The sequence below is a fragment of the Paenibacillus sp. FSL R7-0273 genome (assembly GCF_000758625.1).
GTDB lineage: Bacteria > Bacillota > Bacilli > Paenibacillales > Paenibacillaceae > Paenibacillus_AQ.
In genome coordinates, this window is the sequence record NZ_CP009283.1 from 5,088,717 (window position 1) to 5,106,438 (window position 17,722).

A 17,722-nucleotide genomic window follows, 5' to 3' on the forward strand; every position below is an offset into this window, starting at 1 on the left:
CTAATGCAGCGTACAAAGCTCAGCGCCGGTACCAATTCTACGCCCCGGCTCTCACTTACCCCAAGCTGGCTGTCAAGATCTCACACAGCGCGCCGAACAGCGGCTGCTCAAGCTTAAGCGCAGTAAGGGAAGCTAACGCCGCCGCTGGCGTAGCAGAAGACCGCACCAGCCCGTAGATCTGCTCCTTCAGCTGGAATTCAATCTGCGCCCGGTTCAGCAGGGCGAATACATCCGCTTCAATCCGGTTAGCGGCAAGGCGCGCGCCGCCGAGTTCAACCGTAATCGCGGCAGACACCGCGGTCTGCGGGATCGTTACCGTAAGCGTATGTGTGGAATGGTCATACGCTGTATCCGCTGCCGTCTCCGCACCGCCGGCCAGCACCTTCACCTGCGTATCGGCCACGCCGGTAAAGCAGAGCTTCCAGCTGCGCAGCGGAGGCAGGGCAGCCAGGTTGCCGCTGGCAGGATGAATCGTAAAGCTGGCGCAATCCCCCCAGCTCAGGCTCATCTTCGTAACGCACCAGCTCTCCTCCCGGTCCCCCGCAGCTTCCCCTGTATCCTCCCACAGGTGGAAGCGGCCGTCTGCTCCGGCGAACACCTTAACCTCCAGCTCCCGCGGGTTCGCCGTGGACGAGGTGTATCCGCTGAGATCAGCCAGCGGAACAATCGCTCCGGCCTTCGCCAGCACCGGAATGGTCTCCAGATTCCTGTACAACGTAAGGCTACGGCTGCCGTCATACCCCCGGCCGCTGAAAAGGTCATACCAGCGGCCCTCCGGCAGCCACGCCGTGAACTCCGCCATTCCGGTCCGGCGGTCCACCGGTGAGGTGATCGGGCAGGCCATCAGCTCGGTGCCGAAGTAATACTGGTTCGCCACCCCGTAAGCCTCCGGCTGCTCCGGATGATGATAATACAGCGGCCGGACCAGCGGCAGCCCGTCCACGCTCGCGTAGCGGTTCATCGTGTACAGGTAGGGAATCAGCCGGTGCCGCAGGCGCAGCGCTTCCTTCATCGCGGCTTCCGCAACCGGGTTAAACCGCCACGGCTCCTTGCTGTTGAACGGGCTGGCTGAGCTATGCAGCCGCAGCACCGGTGAGAACACGCCGAACTGCACCCAGCGCATCACCAGCTCATCGTCGAGATAGCCCTGCATGTGGCCGCCGATGTCGTGGCTCCACCAGCCGTACCCGGCATTCGCTGCACTCGCCGTGAAGTACGGCTGGAACGCAAGCGACTCCCAGGTGACAATCGTGTCGCCGGAGAAGCCCACCGGATAACGGTGACTGCCCAGTCCGGCATAACGGGAGAACGTCAGCGGCCTGCCGCCGCGCCGGCCGCTGTCCAGATAGTGATAATGGTTCAGCATCCACAGCGGATCAAGTCCCGGCACCCGGGTTACACCGCCCTGCTGCCAATCGATCCACCAGAAGTCCACGCCTTCCTCTTCCAGCGGATGGTGCAGATATTTGAAATAGGCCTGCAGGAATTTCGGATCGGTGATATCAAATTCAACTGCATCGCCCTTTTCCGGGTCCAGCCCAAGCTCCCCGGCGATTGCCAGATAGGGGTCTTCGAAAGCGCGCACGCCGTCTGCCGGGTGAACATTCAGCGTTACATGCAGCCCCCGCTCATGCAGCCTGGCCAGGAACTGACCAGGGTCCGGGAACAGCCTGCGGTTCCATGTATAGCCCGTCCAGCCGCTGCCGTACTGCGGATCGACATCGACCAGATGCCAGTCCATGTCAATCACCGCAACAGAGAACGGAATCTTTTCCTGCTCGAACCGTTCCATCAGCGCCAGATACTCATCTGCGCTGTAAGGGTAATACCGGCTCCACCAGTTGCCGAGCGCATAGCGCGGCAGAAGCGGCGCCGGGCCGCTGAGCCGGTAAAAATCCTTCAGGCATTCCAGATAGTCATGCCCGTACCCGAAGAAATACAGATCCGTCCCGCCCGCTTCACGCGGCATAACCTGCCCGTCCTCCTCCAGCAGCAGTGAACGGCTGTCGTCCATCACCGTATAGCCGCCGCGGGACATCAGCCCCGGCTCCAGCGGAATCGCCCCGTCCGCATTATCCAGTGTCCGGGCCGTACCGCCCAGATCCTGCGGCGTGTCGCCGTAATGCCAGACTCCCATCAGGTGGCCTGAGCCGTTACGCACACGCACATTAAGCCCGTAGCGGGAGAAGGGCTGCTTGTCATAGCTCAAATGCAGCCGTTCCGTTATAATCTCCAGCTTGTTACCGTGATCCACCAGCTGGAACTCCGGCACCGGAAAATCCCGGTTAAGCACAGTCTGGGTCGCCCGGTCCTCGAACCTGCCGGCAGGATGGTATTCCAGACGAAGCAGCTGCGGGGTCAGAACAGTGATCCGGAAGCCCTCTCCTTCAATGACCGCTTCAGGACGGGCGGAAGGCCGAACTTTCAGTTTCATATGCTCAGGCAGCTGCTGCTGCTCCATAATCTTTTTCATAATAATATGACCTCATTTCCGGCTATAACCGGCGCACCGTTAAGAACTACTCCTTCACCGCGCCGATCATAACCCCCTGGTTAAAATATTTTTGGATGAACGGATACACGCACATAATCGGAACCGTCGCCACAATAATGACGGAGTAACGCATCATATTAGCCAGCCGCAGCGCCAGCTGCGCCGCCTCGCCGGACCCGATGCCGGATTGCATCTGGTTGGTAATGAGGATGTTGCGGAGGATCAGCTGCAGCGGATGCAGATTGGGATTTTTGAGATAGATCAGGGCGTTGAAATAGGAATTCCAGTGGCCGACGGCAATCCACAAGCCCAGCACGGCAATAATTGCCTTGGACAGCGGCAGCACAATCCCCGTAAAAAACCGGAGATTCCCGCACCCGTCAATCTGCGCCGCCTCCCACAGGTCGCCTGGAATACTGGTCTGGAAGAACGTACGGGCAACAATGATGTTATACACGCCAACCGAAAACGGCAGCACCATGACCAGAAATGTGTCATACATATGAAAATCACGGACCGTCAGAAACGTCGGAATCAGCCCGCCGTTAAAAAACATCGTAAAAATAAAGAACAGCGACAGGAATTTACGCCCCTTCAGGTCTTTACGCGAAAGCGCATAGGCAGCGCAGATATTAACAACCAGGCCGATGAGCGTGCCGACGATTGTATACAGGATGGTATTGCGGTAGCCGATCCAGATATTATTATGGCGCAGCAGCTCCTTGTAGCCGTCGAGCGTGAACCCTTTCGGGAACAGCCAGACCTGGCCGCCGGCCACCGCCGAAGGATCACTGAAGGAAGCGATAACGATAAAATACAGCGGATAAATCAGAATAATCAGAAACAATACCGCAATCACGTACAGCACAATCTCCATCACGCTATCGGAGGAGCGGTTGTTTTTTATTTTCCCCTTAGGCTCTTTAACTGCAGGTGTAAGTACTCCCATTATGAACTCCTCCTTCTACCACAGGCTGTTTTCGCTGATCTTTTTGGAAATCTGGTTGACGATAATCAGCAGAATAAAGTTAATGACCGTGTTGAACAGATTGACTGCCGACGAGAAGCTGTACTGGCTGCTGAGCAGACCGATTTTATATACGTAGGTGGACAGAATTTCGCTGGAGGTGGCGTTGAGGTCGTTCTGCATCAGGTACACTTTTTCAAAGCCAACCCCAAGCAGCCCCCCGACACGCAGAATGAGCAGCGTAACCGCCGTCGGCATCAGCATCGGAATATCGATATAACGCACCTTGTGCCAGCGGCTCGCCCCGTCCACGGTTGCAGCTTCATATAGACTCGGATCAACCGCAGACAATGCCGCGATAAAAATAATGCTGTCCCAGCCGACATGCTGCCACACATCCGACCAGACGTACACGCTGCTGAACAGCGACGAGGAGCCGAGCAGATCGGGCGCTTCCTTGCCGAACAGGCTGAACAGGTTGCCGACCAGACCGGTGCTTGGCGACAGCAGAATGACCATCAGCCCGACCATGACCACGGTGGAGATAAAATGCGGCATATACGAAACCGTCTGGAAAAAGCGCCGGAACCGGTTCGGACGCATCTGGTTCACCATCAGCGCCAGGATGATCGGAATTGGAAAGGTTACCAGACTGTACAGGCTGATAATCAGCGTATTTTTAATCGTGTTCGAGAACTGATAGGAGTTAAAGAACTTCTCAAAATATTTAAACCCCGCCCACGGACTCTCCGTAATCCCCAAAGCCGGGCTGTAATCCTTAAAAGCAATAAGTATCCCGTACATCGGTTTGTACGCAAACAGCAGCGACAGCACCACCGCGGGCAGCAGCAGCAAATACAGCCCCCAGTTTCTTTTCACCGCCATAAGCGTCCCCCCGGAACTGGCTTGACCGGATCTCATGAAATCCCCTCCTGAATGTGTTTATCTGTTTAAGTACCTAAAGTATATCTTTAAGGTCCCGGAGGCTGCCGGACCTAATGGGTGCGTTAACCGGACTTTTATGATTGGTGTAAAAGCTTCCGGGCTGCACGGTTTCCCGGGCAGCGGGCCGGTATGTGCAATGCGGACTTTCGCTGCTGTTATCCGGACTTTCGGCTTGGCGGGCAGCAGAACAATATTGGACTGCCGGCGGATGCAAAAAAAAAAACGCCGGGCAGCGTCTGCTATCCGGCGGTATCTCATACAGTATGTTACACAGGCTTACACCTGCTCAATAATGACGGGCCGGCCGGCACAGAACAGCTTGCCGCCGCCATAGACCTTGATCTCGCCGCCGTCGATCAGGCTCTGGTAGCTTCCATCCGGCAAGCCGGTATCTACCTCGGCTTCCCTGCCCTTCAGGCTGAATACGCCGGCCAGCTTCCGGCTGCCCCAAGTGTGTGTTCCTGTTACGATGTCCTCTTCCTCTACTGCATGCAAATGGAAGATGCCCTCCGCCATGATCTCCTTCTGCTTAATCGGGTATAGCGCAGTGAACAGCCAGGACAGGTCAGTCCCGGTATCCCAGCTGACCGTATCCTTGTCGAACAGGTCAGGGCAAACCGTGTTCGCCGTTTCCTGTCCGCCGTAGATCAGCGTCATGCCCTTCTGGAAATACAGGAAGGCCGTCCAGTTGATCAGGCTCTGCTCATCCGGAATGAGCGCTTTAGCCCGAGGCCGGTCATGATTCTCCAGAAACCGCAGTTTGACGTAGTTATCCGGGTAAAGGTACTCCTGGGCGTTAATTTTCTCTATGTAGCTCGCAAGCGGAATCTCACCGGCCAGATAACCGCTGTAATACGGATAGACATCGTAGTCATAGCAGGCATCGAACGCCTGCAGCGTTTCCGCATCGCTGAGCCCGGCCAAGCCGAGCGAACGGAGGTGCATAATGAAATCCGGCTCGATAGATTCGGCCAGCCACAGGCAGCCGGAATTGACCTCGCGCACTTCCTTGGCGGCCCGCTCCCAGAACGCCAGCGGCAGCAGCGGTGCAACGTCGCAGCGGAAGCCGTCGACGATGCCCGCCCACCTCTTCAGCGTCTCAATCTGGTAGTCCCACAGCTCTCGACAGTTATAGTCAAGGTCCACAATATCAGCCCAATCTCCGGCTTTATTGCCGAGCTTCCCTTCCGGCGTTCTATAGAAAAATTCGGGATGCTCACTGACCAGTACCGAATCCGGCGAGGTATGGTTATACACCACGTCGATGATGCATTTCATCCCGTGCTCATGGATCGCGCCGACCAGCGACTTGAAATCCTCCAGCGTGCCCAGCTCCGGGTTAATTTCCCTGTAGTCCTGGTTGGCGTACGGGCTGCCTAAGCCGCCTTTGCGCTCGGCGGTACCGATCGGATGAACCGGCAGCAGCCAGATAATGTCCACCCCAAGGCTGCGGATGCGCCCGAGATCGCGCTCCACCGCGCGGAAGCTCCCCTCTTCACTGTGGTTGCGGACGTACACTGAGTACACAACACTGCTGCGCAGGGATTTTGAAGTATGCTTTGCCATTTCTGTTACACTCCTACTCCTATAGTTAATTAGAATTAAGGCTGGATGTTTGACGGCTAAGTTAGTTTGTTGACAGTTAGGTGCTATGTCGAAGTTGGGGGCTATGTGAGAGTTTGGTGCTATGTGAGAGCTTGATGCTATATCGGAGTTTGTTGCGTTACCGTGTGTTGAGTAACCAATCTTGAAGCCAAGTAAATTGAATTAAGTGGATTTTCGCCACCTAATTCTTCATCAAACAACGATATTAGTGAATTAGTTGGAAAAAGGTCACTTAAATGTGCCTATTTCACCTGTCTGCTGGTAAATCACCGAATTAGGTGACGTTTTTCCATCTAATTGTCCGAATCAGCAGATAACGATCAATTTAAGTAGCAAAAATCCAACTAAATCTCAAAAGCTCCTCATTTCAGAGTAGCTACCCTCTCAGAACCGGCCGGCGCAGGACAAACTGGGCCATCCAGCCTGCGTCCCCTCCGGAAGACTGCTGCTGATGCTGCCGCCGGATGCTTCCAATCAGCAACTCCGAAGCCATGGCACCCATTCGCGCAACACTTTCATCCGGTATGCCGGGAAAAGTTACTACCGCTGACGCCAGCGCACCGGCACCCTCGTCAGAACTTTCCCTGCCAACCTTCGTCTGCCCGCTGCTCCCGGCATCCGTTTCATGCTGATCCCCCGCCCCCTCACTCCCGCTGCCCGCCGTCGGCTCATCCTCCACCAGCACAAACGGATAGCCCTCCTGCTGCAGGAAATCCACAACGGAGCTGCTCCGGCGGGCGGAGAGCAGGATGGCACCGTCGGCCCGGCCGCCCTTCAGCAGCCGGGAGACGGCCTCCAGCTCCTCCCGTCCTCCATCGCCGGAGGCCAGCTGGATGTCGTAGCCCAGCTTGCCGGCGCCGAGCACAATCCCCCGGATCACCTCCATACAGTAGAGGTTGGCCGGCCATATCTCTGCCGTGTCCGGCAGCAGGACACAGATGCAGCGGGTCGTCCGCGACACGAGGTTCTGCGCGATAATATTCGGCGTATAGCCCAGCTCCTCCATCGTCTCCCGGACCCTGCGGGAGGTCTCCGCCCGTACATTGGCATGACCTGCCAGTACCCTGGAGACGGTGGACACGGAGACGCCCGCCCGGCGGGCCACCTTTTTCATCGTAACCGTCATAGACACTAGAATCAGCCTCCTTTCCAACCCCACTCTCTCAACTTTCATGCCCATGCATACACCGTGACACTTCGCCGTATACCCACCCCGTTCTTCCTCCGTCTCCTTACACACCCGAGTCAGCAGGGTGGCGGAGTTGGAGGTGCGAGTATGGGGGATGGCCAACTCCCAAAGACAATCCCGCCCCGCGCAACAGATTGCGCGGGGCGGATGACAAGCGGATTATTTTACACTGGTATAACGGCTGTAGGCTTCGGTACGGATCTTGAGCAGCTTGTCGAGCCCCATGTCGTTCAGCTGCTTCACATAGGCATCCCAGCCCTCATCGATATTGCCCTTGCTGATGAATTGGGCGCGCATCGTGTTCACATAAGAATCAATGTCGGTGGTCAGCGTAGGCAGCTCCTCGAACTCCTCGGCGGTGTACATTACGTTAGGGAACGGCTCAGTCACATACTCACTGCCCAGCTTATCAAGCTGCAGCTTCAGGCCGTCGCCGGATTCCGTGCTCAGCACGATCTTTTGCTCAAAGTCCGGGCTGACATATTTCGGACCAAAGTCACGCAGCGACTGCTCCCAGTACCATGCATCGGCGCTGGTTCCGGCAGGCGGGTCCATCAGCGTATAGGTACCGTCATCATTTTTCTGGATAACCGTACCGATTGCGCCCCAGAAGTTCTGAATGCTCGCTTCATCGGTGTAGAACTGGTCCGCCCAGCGTGCGGCGATTTCCGGCGTTTTGCAGGAGGAAGTGATCAGGAACTCGTTGCGGGCCAGGTTCATCCCGTTCGGATTGCCGATCGTGTAGCGTTTTCCGTCCGGTCCGGCGATTGGCGGAATCGTTACGTACTGGTCGCCCCATTTGCCGAATACGGCATCCGGTGTCCACTGGTAGGAGAAGCCTACAACTGGAGCATCCGGGTTCTGGAATTTGGCGGATCTCATCGTGTCGTCCTGGGTGAACAGCTCTTTGTCGAGCAGGCCTTCGGTGTACAGCTTATTTTCCCATTTCAGACCTTCCTTGTATTCCTCCGAGGTCGGGTAGTATACAGCTTTGCCGTCCTTCACAATCATGTTGTTGTTGTTGAGGTCGGCGATGCCGAACGGGCTGATCAGGTCATTGCTGACTTCGATATACGGAATTTCATCCGCCTTGCCGTTGCCGTTCGGGTCCTGCTCCTTGAACGCCTTCATTACGTTGTACAGCTCGTCGATGGTCTCTGGTACCTTCAGGCCGAGCTTGTCAAGCCAGGTTTTGTTGATAACCGGCTGGCGTGAGCTCTTTGGACGTGACGGCAGTCTGGCCGGCAAAGAGTAGATTTTACCGTCCGGGAACGTGCTGATCTTCTTCATATCCGGCGTCTCATCCATAGCGGCCTTGAGGTTAGGCATATACTGGTCGATATAGTCATCCAGCGGACGGAAGTAGCTCAGGTTGTTCACGATATCGGAATCCGAGAAGGTCTGATCCCCGATTACTACATCCGGCAGCGTGCCGCTGGCCAGCATGATTGACTTCTGCTCGGCCCAGTCATTGGAGGACATGACCTGCCAGTCGATTTTTACATTCGTATTCGTTTCCAGATCCTTCAGCCACTGGTTCTGCGTGAACGTATCCCCCATGCTGCCCCAGCGCACAGTCAGTACCTTCAGGGTTACCGGCTCGCTTACAATCGGCAGCCCTTCCTTGTTGAAGCTGCTTGTATCACTGTTAACAGCATTGTTCTCCCCGTTACCGCCGCCGCAGCCCGCGAGTCCGGCAACCATTACGGCAGCCAGCAGGCCGGTTGTCAGTTTTTTTGCTGTCCCGTTCTTACTCCGTTTAACCATGTATTACTCCCCCGTTTCTTGTATGTGCTTTCGCTTTACATGTCTAATCATAACGGCTTGCAGATAGGCATTCCGGACGCTTTGCCGCCGTTATTCGGACCTCTGGCGCACATCTGCCTGTTTTCCGGACACGGATCTTCCCGACTGGCTCTTTTTTCATAACACTTTCCAGACCTTTGATAGCGCTTTCCGGACTTTGCGGCCAAACGCCCCTTTGTTCTTATGTTTTTTTCGGGCAAAGGTTTTATAATGTTGATGTTACCTAAATAAAACGCATTCATTATTGAAATCGCGCAGAAAGGGACCGGTACGTACCCAGCCATGACCAAAAAAACAGCAGCACCCAAGCCGCTTCCCATCCGCCACTATGTAAGGGTTATGATCCTGATTGCCGTCATTGTCCTCATCGCGGATCTAATCATCAGCATTACTTCCATTATTATCGTCAGGCAGCAGTCGACCCGCTATCTTAAGGATACGGCGGCGCTGTACATTAATCGGATTAATCATGATTTCGCTTACATGAACCACTATATGGGCTGGACGCTGGCCAATGACGAGACGCTGAACACAATGAACGCCTACCGCATCAACAGCATTGAGTTTCTAAAATCCAACGAGAATCTGCACAAAAAATTTACCGAGCTGCAGAAGAACTACGGCCAGGAATATAATTTTTTCTACTATTTAAAAAATCAGTCCTACTTCCTGAACTGTGCGCCGATCAGCGTGAACTATCCGGACTATCTGGAGCTGAAGCGGCAGATCATCTCTTTTATTGACGACAAGGAGGTGTACGAAAAGTTCTATTCCAAATGGACGCCTATTCTGGTAAACGGCAAATATTACGTCATTAATATCGTCCCGTACTACAACCGCTATCTGATCGGACTGATCTCCGCCGACAACCTGATCCGCCCGCTGCGCGAGATTAATTTGGGGGCCAACGGGTATGCTTCGCTCGTGGATGACCAGGGTACCGTGCTCTCAAGTCCCGTATCCAACAGCGGCAGGGTGCTTCCCGAGGAGGGAGGTTCCTCCCTGCTTAGGCAGCCGCGCACCACGATCAGCAGCGAGTTCCTGAATACAACGTTCAGTGCGGACATGGTGATCCAATTCGGGGCTTTTGAAAAAATCATGATTGCCCAGCTCCTGATCGTCCTGCTGTTCTTCATGGTGATCTCGTCGCTGTCGATCATTATGATCTTTTTCAACCGGAGGGTGCTTGGACCGATCCAGAGCTTCTCCGAGAATCTGGCCCGTATTAATGAAGAAAGCCAGCCGGCAGACTACAAGGGCAGCAAAATCATCGAGCTCGAGCAGGCCAACTCCCAGTTCAAGGATCTCGTCCAGCAGATCAAAACGTTCAAAATTACAATGTACGAGCAGGAGCTGGAGAAGCAGCAGATTCAGCTGGATTATATGAAGCAGCAGATCAAGCCGCATTTTTTCCTGAACTGCCTGACCAGCATTTACAGCATGGCTCAAATTCAAATGTATCAGGAAATTGAGGATATGGCGATGACCACCTCAAAGTATTTCCGCTACCTGTTCCAGAACGGGGAGAACTTCGTGCCGCTGGAGAGCGAGATTGAGCATGTGCAGATGTATCTGGAGATTCAGAAGCAGCGCTACCGGGACGCCTTCAGTTATCAGGTCGGGCTGCCTGAGGAGGCCAGGAATGTAAAAATCCCGCCGCTTGTGCTGCAGACTTTCATTGAGAATTCTGTCAAATACGCCATCTCCCGGGAAAATGAAATGCAGATCACGCTCACTGTACAGCGCTGCCAGCTGGAGGAGGGAATTGCCGGTACGCGGATTGAGCTGTCGGATAACGGGCCGGGGTTTCCGCCGGAGGTGCTGGAGAAGCTGCAGGGCGGACTGCCGCTCGATCAGACCAAAGGCACGCATATCGGCATTATGAACACACTGAAACGGCTGGAATATCTCTACTATAATCTGGCCGGCGTGACTTTCACCAATATTCCCGGCAGCGGCGCATGCATCACGTTATACCTGCCCGATCTTCCGGAGCCTATAGCAGAAAGGAAGTTAGATCTATGAATATTTTGCTGGTAGATGACGATTATTACGTAATAGCCGCCCTGCAGAAAAAAATCGGCTGGCCGCAGCTGGGCATCGAAACGGTATATACCGCGAACAATGTGGCCCAGGCGCGCGAGATTCTGGAGAAGCATCCCGTGCAGATTCTGATCTCCGACATTGAAATGCCGCAGGGCAGCGGACTGGAGCTGCTGGCCTGGATCAGGGAGCAGAATCTCAGCGTTCAGGCAATCCTTTTGACCAATTATGCTGACTTCAACTACGCCCAGAAGGCGATTGAGCTGCAGAGCTTCGAATATTTCCTCAAGCCGATTGAGTTCGACAAGCTGATGCTGATCATCCAAAAAGCCGTTGCCCGCGCCAAGGAGCAGCAGAGCAATGAGGAGGCCATTCTGGGCGGCTACTTCTGGCAGAAAAACCAGTCCAAAAACCTCGAGCATTTCTGGCGCAAGCTGGTCAGCAGCAGCACCTCCTCTCCGGTTAAGCAGGCGGAAATCAGCCGTGCAATTGAAGAGCAGAATCTGTCCTATCAGATGGGCGATCTCATCCAGCCTATCCTGTTCAATGTCTTCCCCCACAACGGCAGCATGGGCAGGGAAGAGAAGGATCTGTTCGACTTCGCGCTGCTGAATGTGCTGTATGAGCTGCTGCAGCATCCCGGCTACACGGTCCAGAGCATTCTGGAGGTAAAAGAGTACAACTGGATCGCCATCCTTAACTGGAGCGAGCCGCCGATGGACAATGCCTTGCTGCAGGCGACCGGGGCTTCTTTTATCCAAAAGGCGGTGCCTTATCTGAAATGCGATGCCTGCTGCAATATCGGCCTGACGGGTGAGCTGCAGCAGATCGGCAGCATCCTGAAGCAGCTGCTGAACATGGACGAGGAGCTGACGAGATGCCGGAACCAGACATACCTTGTGGAGAACGACCTGCGCCAGCCGAAGTCCTCCTACACCCCGCCGGATCTGGCCCAGCTTGAGGAGCTGCTGAACCAGAACAAGCTGGCTATTTTTCTGGAGGAGGCCATCCGCTATCTGCGCTCCATGCTCAGCTACAAGTCGCTCGATACCTCGGTGCTCGGCCTGTTCCGGCTGGACATGGTGCAGCTGGTGTACTCTTTTCTCAAGCAAAAGGGCATCCAGGCCCACAAGCTGTACGCCGGCAAAACCAATGACAAGCTGCTGCTCCACTCCCTGCACTCGATTGAGGACATGGAGGAATATCTAAAGTACCTGGTTAACACCGCCATGGAGTACCGCGACTTCGCCGCCCAGCCCAAATCCATTGCCGAGGAGATCAAGCAGTACATCCACGAGCATTACGGGGACGACCTGACCCGCAACGATCTGGCGGAAATCGTCTACCTCAATCCGGACTATCTGGCCCGGCTGTTCAAGCGCGAAACCGGCATCTCCCTCGGCAGCTACGTTATCCAGGTCCGCATCGCCGCCGCCAGACATCTGCTGGAGACAACCAGCCTGTCCGTCTACACCATTGCCAGCAAAACCGGCTACTCCAACTACTCCTACTTTTCCAAGCTATTTAAGCAGGAGGTCGGTTTATCGCCGAATGAGTATAAGAAGGAGCAGCACGTCCAACCTCTTAACTTAAGTCAATGAACGAACATATCCCCCGGTGTAAGATGGACTCATTACAATGCAAGGGGGATTGTTCATGAGTAACACATTGAGAGGATTATCGGAACAGCGGACAACGGCTTTAATATCGGGGATCGGATTATTGCTTATGGCGCTCGTTGCCGCTTTTTCATATGGATATGCCCATTCTGCACTTCTCACCGAAGGGGATGCAAATGCCACATTACAAAGCCTGCTGGCGCATAACCATCTCTTCCGTGCAGAGCTTGCCGGCTGGATCATCATCCTGGTGCTCGATATTATCGTCGCCTGGTCGTGTTATCTTTTCCTGAAGCCTATAAATCAGCCGTTGTCTCTGCTTGCTGCGTGGCTGCGGCTAATATACACAGCTATCCTGGGCATCGCGGTAATGAATTTACTATTTGTGCAGCTGCTGACAACGGGTACAGAATATACGCAGGGTTATACCTCAGACCAATTGGGCGTGCAAATCCTGCTCCATTTAAAAGCATTTGACGCCATGTGGTCCGTCGGCTTAATTATATTTGGCGGGCATTTGCTGATCCTGGGTATACTGGCGCTTCAGGCGGTTAACGTTCCGGGATGGACTGCTGTTTTGCTGCTGATTGCTTCGGCCGGATATATTCTTACTCACGTAAGCAAGCTCTTGCTTCCTGAATATGAGGGAATTGGGGATGTTGTTGAGGCTGTCTTTATCGTTCCTATGTCAGCTGGGGAGCTGGGCTTTGCTCTATGGCTGCTGTTTCGGGGAGGGAAAGGACGGACACAGATAAGCTTAGGCTGATAATTATCCGGAAGATATTCTTTTCTTTATTCTGCTGAGAGACTCCGGACTCATGCCCAGATAACTCGCTAGCTGATGCTGCGGGACTCTGCCGATTAAGGAAGGCCGCTTGGCACATAAAGCCTTGAAGCGTTCCTCAGGTGAAGAGGCGATAAACGCGGCGAAATCTGCTTGCATTTTGCCAAAATTCGCCTCAATCATCCTGCGGGTCATAGTCTCCAGTTCACTATACTTGGCATACATCTGCTGCTCCGTATCCAGGCTTCCGGTAACCATCACACAATCTTCAACGCACTGCAGAGTGTAATCAGAGGATTTATCTGTCCTGTGGTAATTAAAATTGACGATGGCCTCTTCTTCCGTATAAAAATTTGAGGTAACCTCCCGTCCCGCTTCATCCACCGAATACTGCCTCACGCAGCCTTTCAGAATAAAGTAGCAGTTACTGGTGAGGTCGCCTTGTCTAAAGAGCACGGTTCCCTTTTTGAATTCTTCTATACTGATTTCGTCTAAAATAGCTTGTTGTTCCTCTTCGCTAAGGGAACTCATGCCCGTCATATATATGAGCAAGTTATTTTTCATATCGGTCTTCCTCTTCGGCATTTTTTAAGTGATTAAGTGGCCTTGAATCAATTTAGTTGGATTTTCGTCACTTAATTCTTCTCTTTTCCTCACATTCTAATGATTAGTTATAAAAAAGTCACTTAATATATCTCCAAACCCCCTCCAGGCGCAGAAACAGTAAAATTAAGTTACCTTTTTCCAATTAGATGGATCAAACAGGCTGTTTGACCGGAATTAGGTGTCCTTTTTCCACTTATATTAATAGAACTGGTGAATTTTTCGTTTTGGGACTGGCCGTGACTCCAGAGAATGTTTGGACTTCCGGCCGCTGTTGTCTGCAGATTTCTTGATTTGATACCGCTGTTAGCGGTGGAAATCCGCAGACAAAGGCGGACACTTCCGTTCCTCCAGTTCCAAAATTCCCCTCCGCCACTTTTCCCTTAACTAAAATTTTCAAGTTCAATCCTACAAAAACCCCCGGAAATCCGAATACCCAAATCAGCAGCCCAAGGAGGATGATCACCCCGCCGGCAGCTTTAAACAGTACAAGGGGGACTCCATGTGTGTACTCTTTAGACTTTACAGTACGAATGGTTTTAGTATTTACCTTCACCGTTTTCTGCCGAAGAATCGAGGCACCGGCTATAACCAAAAACAAGCCTGTTACGATTCTAACTATAATGACCAACATAGTCAGGCCACCCCCCTGTCCCTGGCTATAACCCCTGCGTGGATCTCAGCTTCTCCTCTTGGAATTCATAGCCATCCAATACCCGGCCACGCCGACGAGAATCGCATAAAGAGTGTATACTATCTTCTTCTGAGTAGACCATTCATCATACAGCAGCCAGACAGTAGCGGTTAATCCTCCACTCGAAAAGAGTCCAACAATAATGGACTGCGTTTTTATGGACATTTAGCTTCTCCCCTTACCAGCATCCCGCTCCCGCACATACTCCGCAACCATCCGCTGATTCTTCTCATCCAGCCGGAAGCCGATCCCGCGGAAGTTGATCACGGCGCCGCCCATGTTCGCTGACAGTTTCACCACATCCTCGTAAGCAGCGACATTACCGGACCAGACGGTTTTATCGTAGCCTTTTTCAAATTCGGGCCAGTCTGTGAATACCGGCAGCCACGACTCCCCACCCTCTACGCCGAGCGAAGCAAACTGGATAACCGTTCCCTGCTGAAGGGTTTTCCTTCCCTGCTCATCAGCCGCCGAAGGCTCCTCCTCCTTAAGCTGCATAGGCACCAGAAACTTAGCCTGAAGCAGCTCATCCAGCATACGGGCTTCTGCTGCCCGCAGAATCTCGTTTTTGCCTGCATATTGCTGCCTGGAATACATCGCCTGGAAAAAGCTCAGCATCGCATGCTGCAGCCCGGGGTTACTTACAGGAATCTGAATCTCCGGCGTTCCGCTCCAATCCGGCGGCGGCAAAAGCTCGTCCCTGGCAAGCACCACCGTATGCTGCCCGTTATGGACAAGCAGGCTGCCGATTCCCAGAACATGAAGCTCAGCAAGCATTTTGCGGATGTCCTCTCTGCCGAGCCTTCTCATCTCGAGCTGGATGAGCTGCTGCAGATAATAGTCGGCCGCTTCCGCCGCGAATTTTCCCTCTGAGAATACCCACACTTGATTGCCCGAACCAATGTATGGGTAATTCGTGTGGACATCATAAGCGATATATAATGTCTCCGCATTTAAGACAGCTTCCTTTATCGCTGTAAAAACCCTCTGCTCATCCAGGTGCTCCGCTCCTGGGACCCTGCCGTCCGCCGAGCTGCGGGCAGATTGAAGCATTCTAATCAAATCCTGGATCGTTAGTCCTTCGCTTGCTTTCATCGACATCGCAGACACAGAATGAACCGTTCCTTCCAGTCCGCCGTTGTTCCCTTCATCGTTCATTGCCAGCGCTCCATTCGGTTTACAGGATATGGTTATGTCTTGTCATATTATTAATACACTAACCAAAGTCTGCTTACGCAGCATCCCCTTCATAATGGCTAAAAAGAAACAGCGGCCGCCGGATCGGTTCATATCCTCAGCGCCGCTGTTGCCGGTGTGCTATTTGGTTACTTTTTTACGGTAGGTGTAGATATCCCCGCCGGATTTGCTGACATGGTAAAAGACTTCAAAGCCCCTCCGCAGCAGCTCCTCATCGGGTTTTCTCTTATGGTCGTCGTCTCCGATACAATCGATGATCACACCGCTGTTTTTGACCACTCTGGTCAGTTCCGCCAGCTCAAGGTCATAGTTGTCGCCTACGACATGCCCTGACATCACGATATCAAAGGTATTATCCTCGAAGGGCAGGCTATCTGCCGTACCGTCGAGAACTTTCACATTGCGGATGTTTTCCCGCCTGATTGTGTCGCGCATGTACTCTCTCAGCCTGTCCGTAGGCTCACTCGCATAGACCTGTCTGGCCTGCTCCGCCGCCGCAAAGGCAAGCCGTCCGGTGCCGCTCCCCACATCCAGCACGAGAGCGTCTGTGAAATCTGCCATATGAAGCAGATGCTGCTTATCCCAATTATAGATATAATTACAATTCCGGTTCATGACTTCCGGGTAAGCGTAAACTACAGAGGTTTCCATCGCCTGAAGGACAAATATCTCGGCCTGGCGCACCTCATTAGCACTGAGCCCCTTTGCCGCAGCAGCAATGATCTGCTCAACATATGATTTACTTTCCGGACTCCGCTGAACGAAGTACCAGGCAACTGCAGGATTGTAAGCCAGCGCGGCTCCAAGACTCTTTTCATACTCCGTCCACTCCCGGAAATCCCGGCAGATCATCTCAATAATCCAGCGGTCCAGCAGCAGGAAGCTGTTGAACGAAAACTCCTCCGCGTTGATCCAGTTATATTTCATTAACACCTCTCCTTGTACACAATGGCGGCAGCTCCAGCCAGTCTTTTCATCCATTATTTTACATAGCGGGGATTACTGCCTTCAAGGGAGAGTTTGATTATAATCGTCTATCTCATCAAAAGCGCGTTCCACTCACCTCTGCTTTAGCTTTTCAAGCTTCCCACGGTCGAACCCCTTCACTATTAGCCATACTGCCAGACTCATTTCATACACACCTACAGGCAGGGCAATCAATCCTTTTACCGCAGACATAGGCTCTACCACACCGAACATTTCCAGCAGCCCGGCGATGAATACCAGTACAGCAGTAACCATACCGAATAGCGCCAAGGGTCTTGGGACGATGCCCGTTCTGAACAGCAGATAGCTGTAAATCACCGTATTTACACCCAGCATGAAATTGGGGCCCAGCATGGAGGTCCAGCGGTGAAAGGCCTGCAGCATATAGCCGAGCCCGTCAAGATTATCTACACTTTTCAGGCTGCCTGCCTCATAATGGACACTAAGCTGCAACAAACCAAGTATACTTACCACACCAATCGCAATCAGCACGGCCTCCATAAACCGGAAGCATAAATAGGCGAGTGCCAGATGTTCATTCCAGCGGCGGAGATAAGGGAACAGCATAACTGCTGTACCCACTGCGGTCAGCACAAGCAAAAGATCGTTGATGACCCCGAGCAAAACCTTTGTTTTGAATCCGTCTGCTACAGCCATATACCATTGTTCCGACAATACCGGCTCATATGAGATTACGGCGATGATTGAAGTAACCGCTGCTACGATATAAAAGATTCCGATGATCATTCCATTTCTTCTGTCCTGTGTCATAAGCGCTTCCTCCTGTAA

At 53.3% G+C, this 17,722-nt stretch carries 15 protein-coding genes; 3 read left to right on the forward strand and 12 right to left on the reverse strand.

Features of this window, described 5'->3' with window-relative positions; translation table 11 throughout:
• Nucleotides 1-55: 55 nt before the first annotated feature.
• The 6 genes from R70723_RS22055 to R70723_RS22080 form a co-directional block, all read right to left on the reverse strand.
• On the reverse strand, nucleotides 56-2,473 hold the full coding sequence (locus tag R70723_RS22055; protein WP_197071786.1) for a glycoside hydrolase family 31 protein: 2,418 nt from the start codon (nucleotides 2,471-2,473) through the stop codon (nucleotides 56-58).
• Nucleotides 2,474-2,519: 46 nt separating this feature from the next.
• Nucleotides 2,520-3,443, reverse strand: coding sequence for a carbohydrate ABC transporter permease (locus tag R70723_RS22060; RefSeq protein ID WP_047171200.1), 924 nt, complete (start codon nucleotides 3,441-3,443; stop codon nucleotides 2,520-2,522).
• A gap of 15 nt (nucleotides 3,444-3,458) precedes the next feature.
• Nucleotides 3,459-4,382 carry an ABC transporter permease gene (locus tag R70723_RS22065; RefSeq protein WP_039875399.1) on the reverse strand — a complete coding sequence of 308 codons (924 nt, stop codon included), beginning with the start codon at nucleotides 4,380-4,382 and terminating at the stop codon, nucleotides 3,459-3,461.
• Between the two features lie 300 nt (nucleotides 4,383-4,682).
• Nucleotides 4,683-5,972, reverse strand: a complete 1,290-nt coding sequence (locus tag R70723_RS22070; protein ID WP_039875401.1) for an alpha-amylase family glycosyl hydrolase — start codon at nucleotides 5,970-5,972, stop codon at nucleotides 4,683-4,685.
• Between the two features lie 415 nt (nucleotides 5,973-6,387).
• Nucleotides 6,388-7,137 (reverse strand): LacI family DNA-binding transcriptional regulator, encoded by a 750-nt coding sequence (locus tag R70723_RS32260; protein ID WP_052421422.1) that lies wholly within the window; start codon nucleotides 7,135-7,137, stop codon nucleotides 6,388-6,390.
• A gap of 222 nt (nucleotides 7,138-7,359) precedes the next feature.
• Entirely contained in the window at nucleotides 7,360-8,967 is a 1,608-nt protein-coding gene (locus R70723_RS22080; RefSeq protein WP_039875404.1) for an extracellular solute-binding protein, read from the reverse strand.
• A gap of 321 nt (nucleotides 8,968-9,288) precedes the next feature.
• Between R70723_RS22080 and R70723_RS22085 the strand changes: the two genes are divergently transcribed.
• Genes R70723_RS22085 through R70723_RS22095 form a run of 3 tightly spaced genes read left to right on the forward strand, consistent with a single transcriptional unit; the run spans nucleotide 9,289 to nucleotide 13,434 of the window.
• A complete protein-coding gene (locus tag R70723_RS22085; protein ID WP_039875407.1) occupies nucleotides 9,289-11,031 on the forward strand; it encodes a sensor histidine kinase in 1,743 nt (580 codons plus the stop codon).
• Nucleotides 11,028-12,650, forward strand: coding sequence for a response regulator (locus R70723_RS22090; RefSeq protein ID WP_039875409.1), 1,623 nt, complete (start codon nucleotides 11,028-11,030; stop codon nucleotides 12,648-12,650). Before R70723_RS22085 ends, R70723_RS22090 begins: the two co-directional genes overlap by 4 nt.
• A 55-nt stretch (nucleotides 12,651-12,705) precedes the next feature.
• A complete protein-coding gene (locus R70723_RS22095) occupies nucleotides 12,706-13,434 on the forward strand; it encodes a DUF4386 domain-containing protein (RefSeq protein WP_039875410.1) in 729 nt (242 codons plus the stop codon).
• Between the two features lie 3 nt (nucleotides 13,435-13,437).
• Here R70723_RS22095 and R70723_RS22100 read toward each other — a convergent pair whose 3' ends face one another.
• From R70723_RS22100 to R70723_RS22125, 6 genes are all read right to left on the reverse strand, one after another.
• Entirely contained in the window at nucleotides 13,438-14,016 is a 579-nt protein-coding gene (locus tag R70723_RS22100; RefSeq protein ID WP_039875413.1) for a Crp/Fnr family transcriptional regulator, read from the reverse strand.
• Nucleotides 14,017-14,251: 235 nt separating this feature from the next.
• Complete coding sequence (locus R70723_RS22105) at nucleotides 14,252-14,689, reverse strand: hypothetical protein (protein ID WP_039875415.1); 438 nt, start codon at nucleotides 14,687-14,689, stop codon at nucleotides 14,252-14,254.
• A 45-nt stretch (nucleotides 14,690-14,734) separates the two neighbouring features.
• Nucleotides 14,735-14,914 (reverse strand): hypothetical protein, encoded by a 180-nt coding sequence (locus tag R70723_RS22110; RefSeq protein WP_039875419.1) that lies wholly within the window; start codon nucleotides 14,912-14,914, stop codon nucleotides 14,735-14,737.
• Nucleotides 14,915-15,907: an SseB family protein gene (locus R70723_RS22115; protein ID WP_039875422.1), complete on the reverse strand. Its 993-nt coding sequence runs from the start codon at nucleotides 15,905-15,907 to the stop codon at nucleotides 14,915-14,917. It lies immediately after the preceding gene.
• Nucleotides 15,908-16,066: 159 nt separating this feature from the next.
• Nucleotides 16,067-16,873, reverse strand: coding sequence for a class I SAM-dependent methyltransferase (locus R70723_RS22120; RefSeq protein ID WP_039875425.1), 807 nt, complete (start codon nucleotides 16,871-16,873; stop codon nucleotides 16,067-16,069).
• 132 nt (nucleotides 16,874-17,005) lie between these two features.
• Nucleotides 17,006-17,704, reverse strand: coding sequence for a DUF4386 domain-containing protein (locus R70723_RS22125; RefSeq protein ID WP_039875427.1), 699 nt, complete (start codon nucleotides 17,702-17,704; stop codon nucleotides 17,006-17,008).
• Nucleotides 17,705-17,722 lie beyond the last annotated feature (18 nt).

Coding starts and splice junctions, on each gene's coding strand:
- R70723_RS22085 (WP_039875407.1), top strand. CDS start 9,289: ATGACCAAAAAAACAGCAGCACCCAAGCCGCTTCCCATCCGCCACTAT.
- R70723_RS22080 (WP_039875404.1), bottom strand. CDS start 8,967: ATGGTTAAACGGAGTAAGAACGGGACAGCAAAAAAACTGACAACCGGC.
- R70723_RS22060 (WP_047171200.1), bottom strand. CDS start 3,443: ATGGGAGTACTTACACCTGCAGTTAAAGAGCCTAAGGGGAAAATAAAA.
- R70723_RS22120 (WP_039875425.1), bottom strand. CDS start 16,873: ATGAAATATAACTGGATCAACGCGGAGGAGTTTTCGTTCAACAGCTTC.
- R70723_RS22100 (WP_039875413.1), bottom strand. CDS start 14,016: ATGAAAAATAACTTGCTCATATATATGACGGGCATGAGTTCCCTTAGC.
- R70723_RS32260 (WP_052421422.1), bottom strand. CDS start 7,137: ATGACGGTTACGATGAAAAAGGTGGCCCGCCGGGCGGGCGTCTCCGTG.
- R70723_RS22065 (WP_039875399.1), bottom strand. CDS start 4,382: ATGAGATCCGGTCAAGCCAGTTCCGGGGGGACGCTTATGGCGGTGAAA.
- R70723_RS22110 (WP_039875419.1), bottom strand. CDS start 14,914: ATGTCCATAAAAACGCAGTCCATTATTGTTGGACTCTTTTCGAGTGGA.
- R70723_RS22095 (WP_039875410.1), top strand. CDS start 12,706: ATGAGTAACACATTGAGAGGATTATCGGAACAGCGGACAACGGCTTTA.
- R70723_RS22115 (WP_039875422.1), bottom strand. CDS start 15,907: ATGAACGATGAAGGGAACAACGGCGGACTGGAAGGAACGGTTCATTCT.
- R70723_RS22125 (WP_039875427.1), bottom strand. CDS start 17,704: ATGACACAGGACAGAAGAAATGGAATGATCATCGGAATCTTTTATATC.
- R70723_RS22105 (WP_039875415.1), bottom strand. CDS start 14,689: ATGTTGGTCATTATAGTTAGAATCGTAACAGGCTTGTTTTTGGTTATA.
- R70723_RS22055 (WP_197071786.1), bottom strand. CDS start 2,473: ATGAAAAAGATTATGGAGCAGCAGCAGCTGCCTGAGCATATGAAACTG.
- R70723_RS22070 (WP_039875401.1), bottom strand. CDS start 5,972: ATGGCAAAGCATACTTCAAAATCCCTGCGCAGCAGTGTTGTGTACTCA.
- R70723_RS22090 (WP_039875409.1), top strand. CDS start 11,028: ATGAATATTTTGCTGGTAGATGACGATTATTACGTAATAGCCGCCCTG.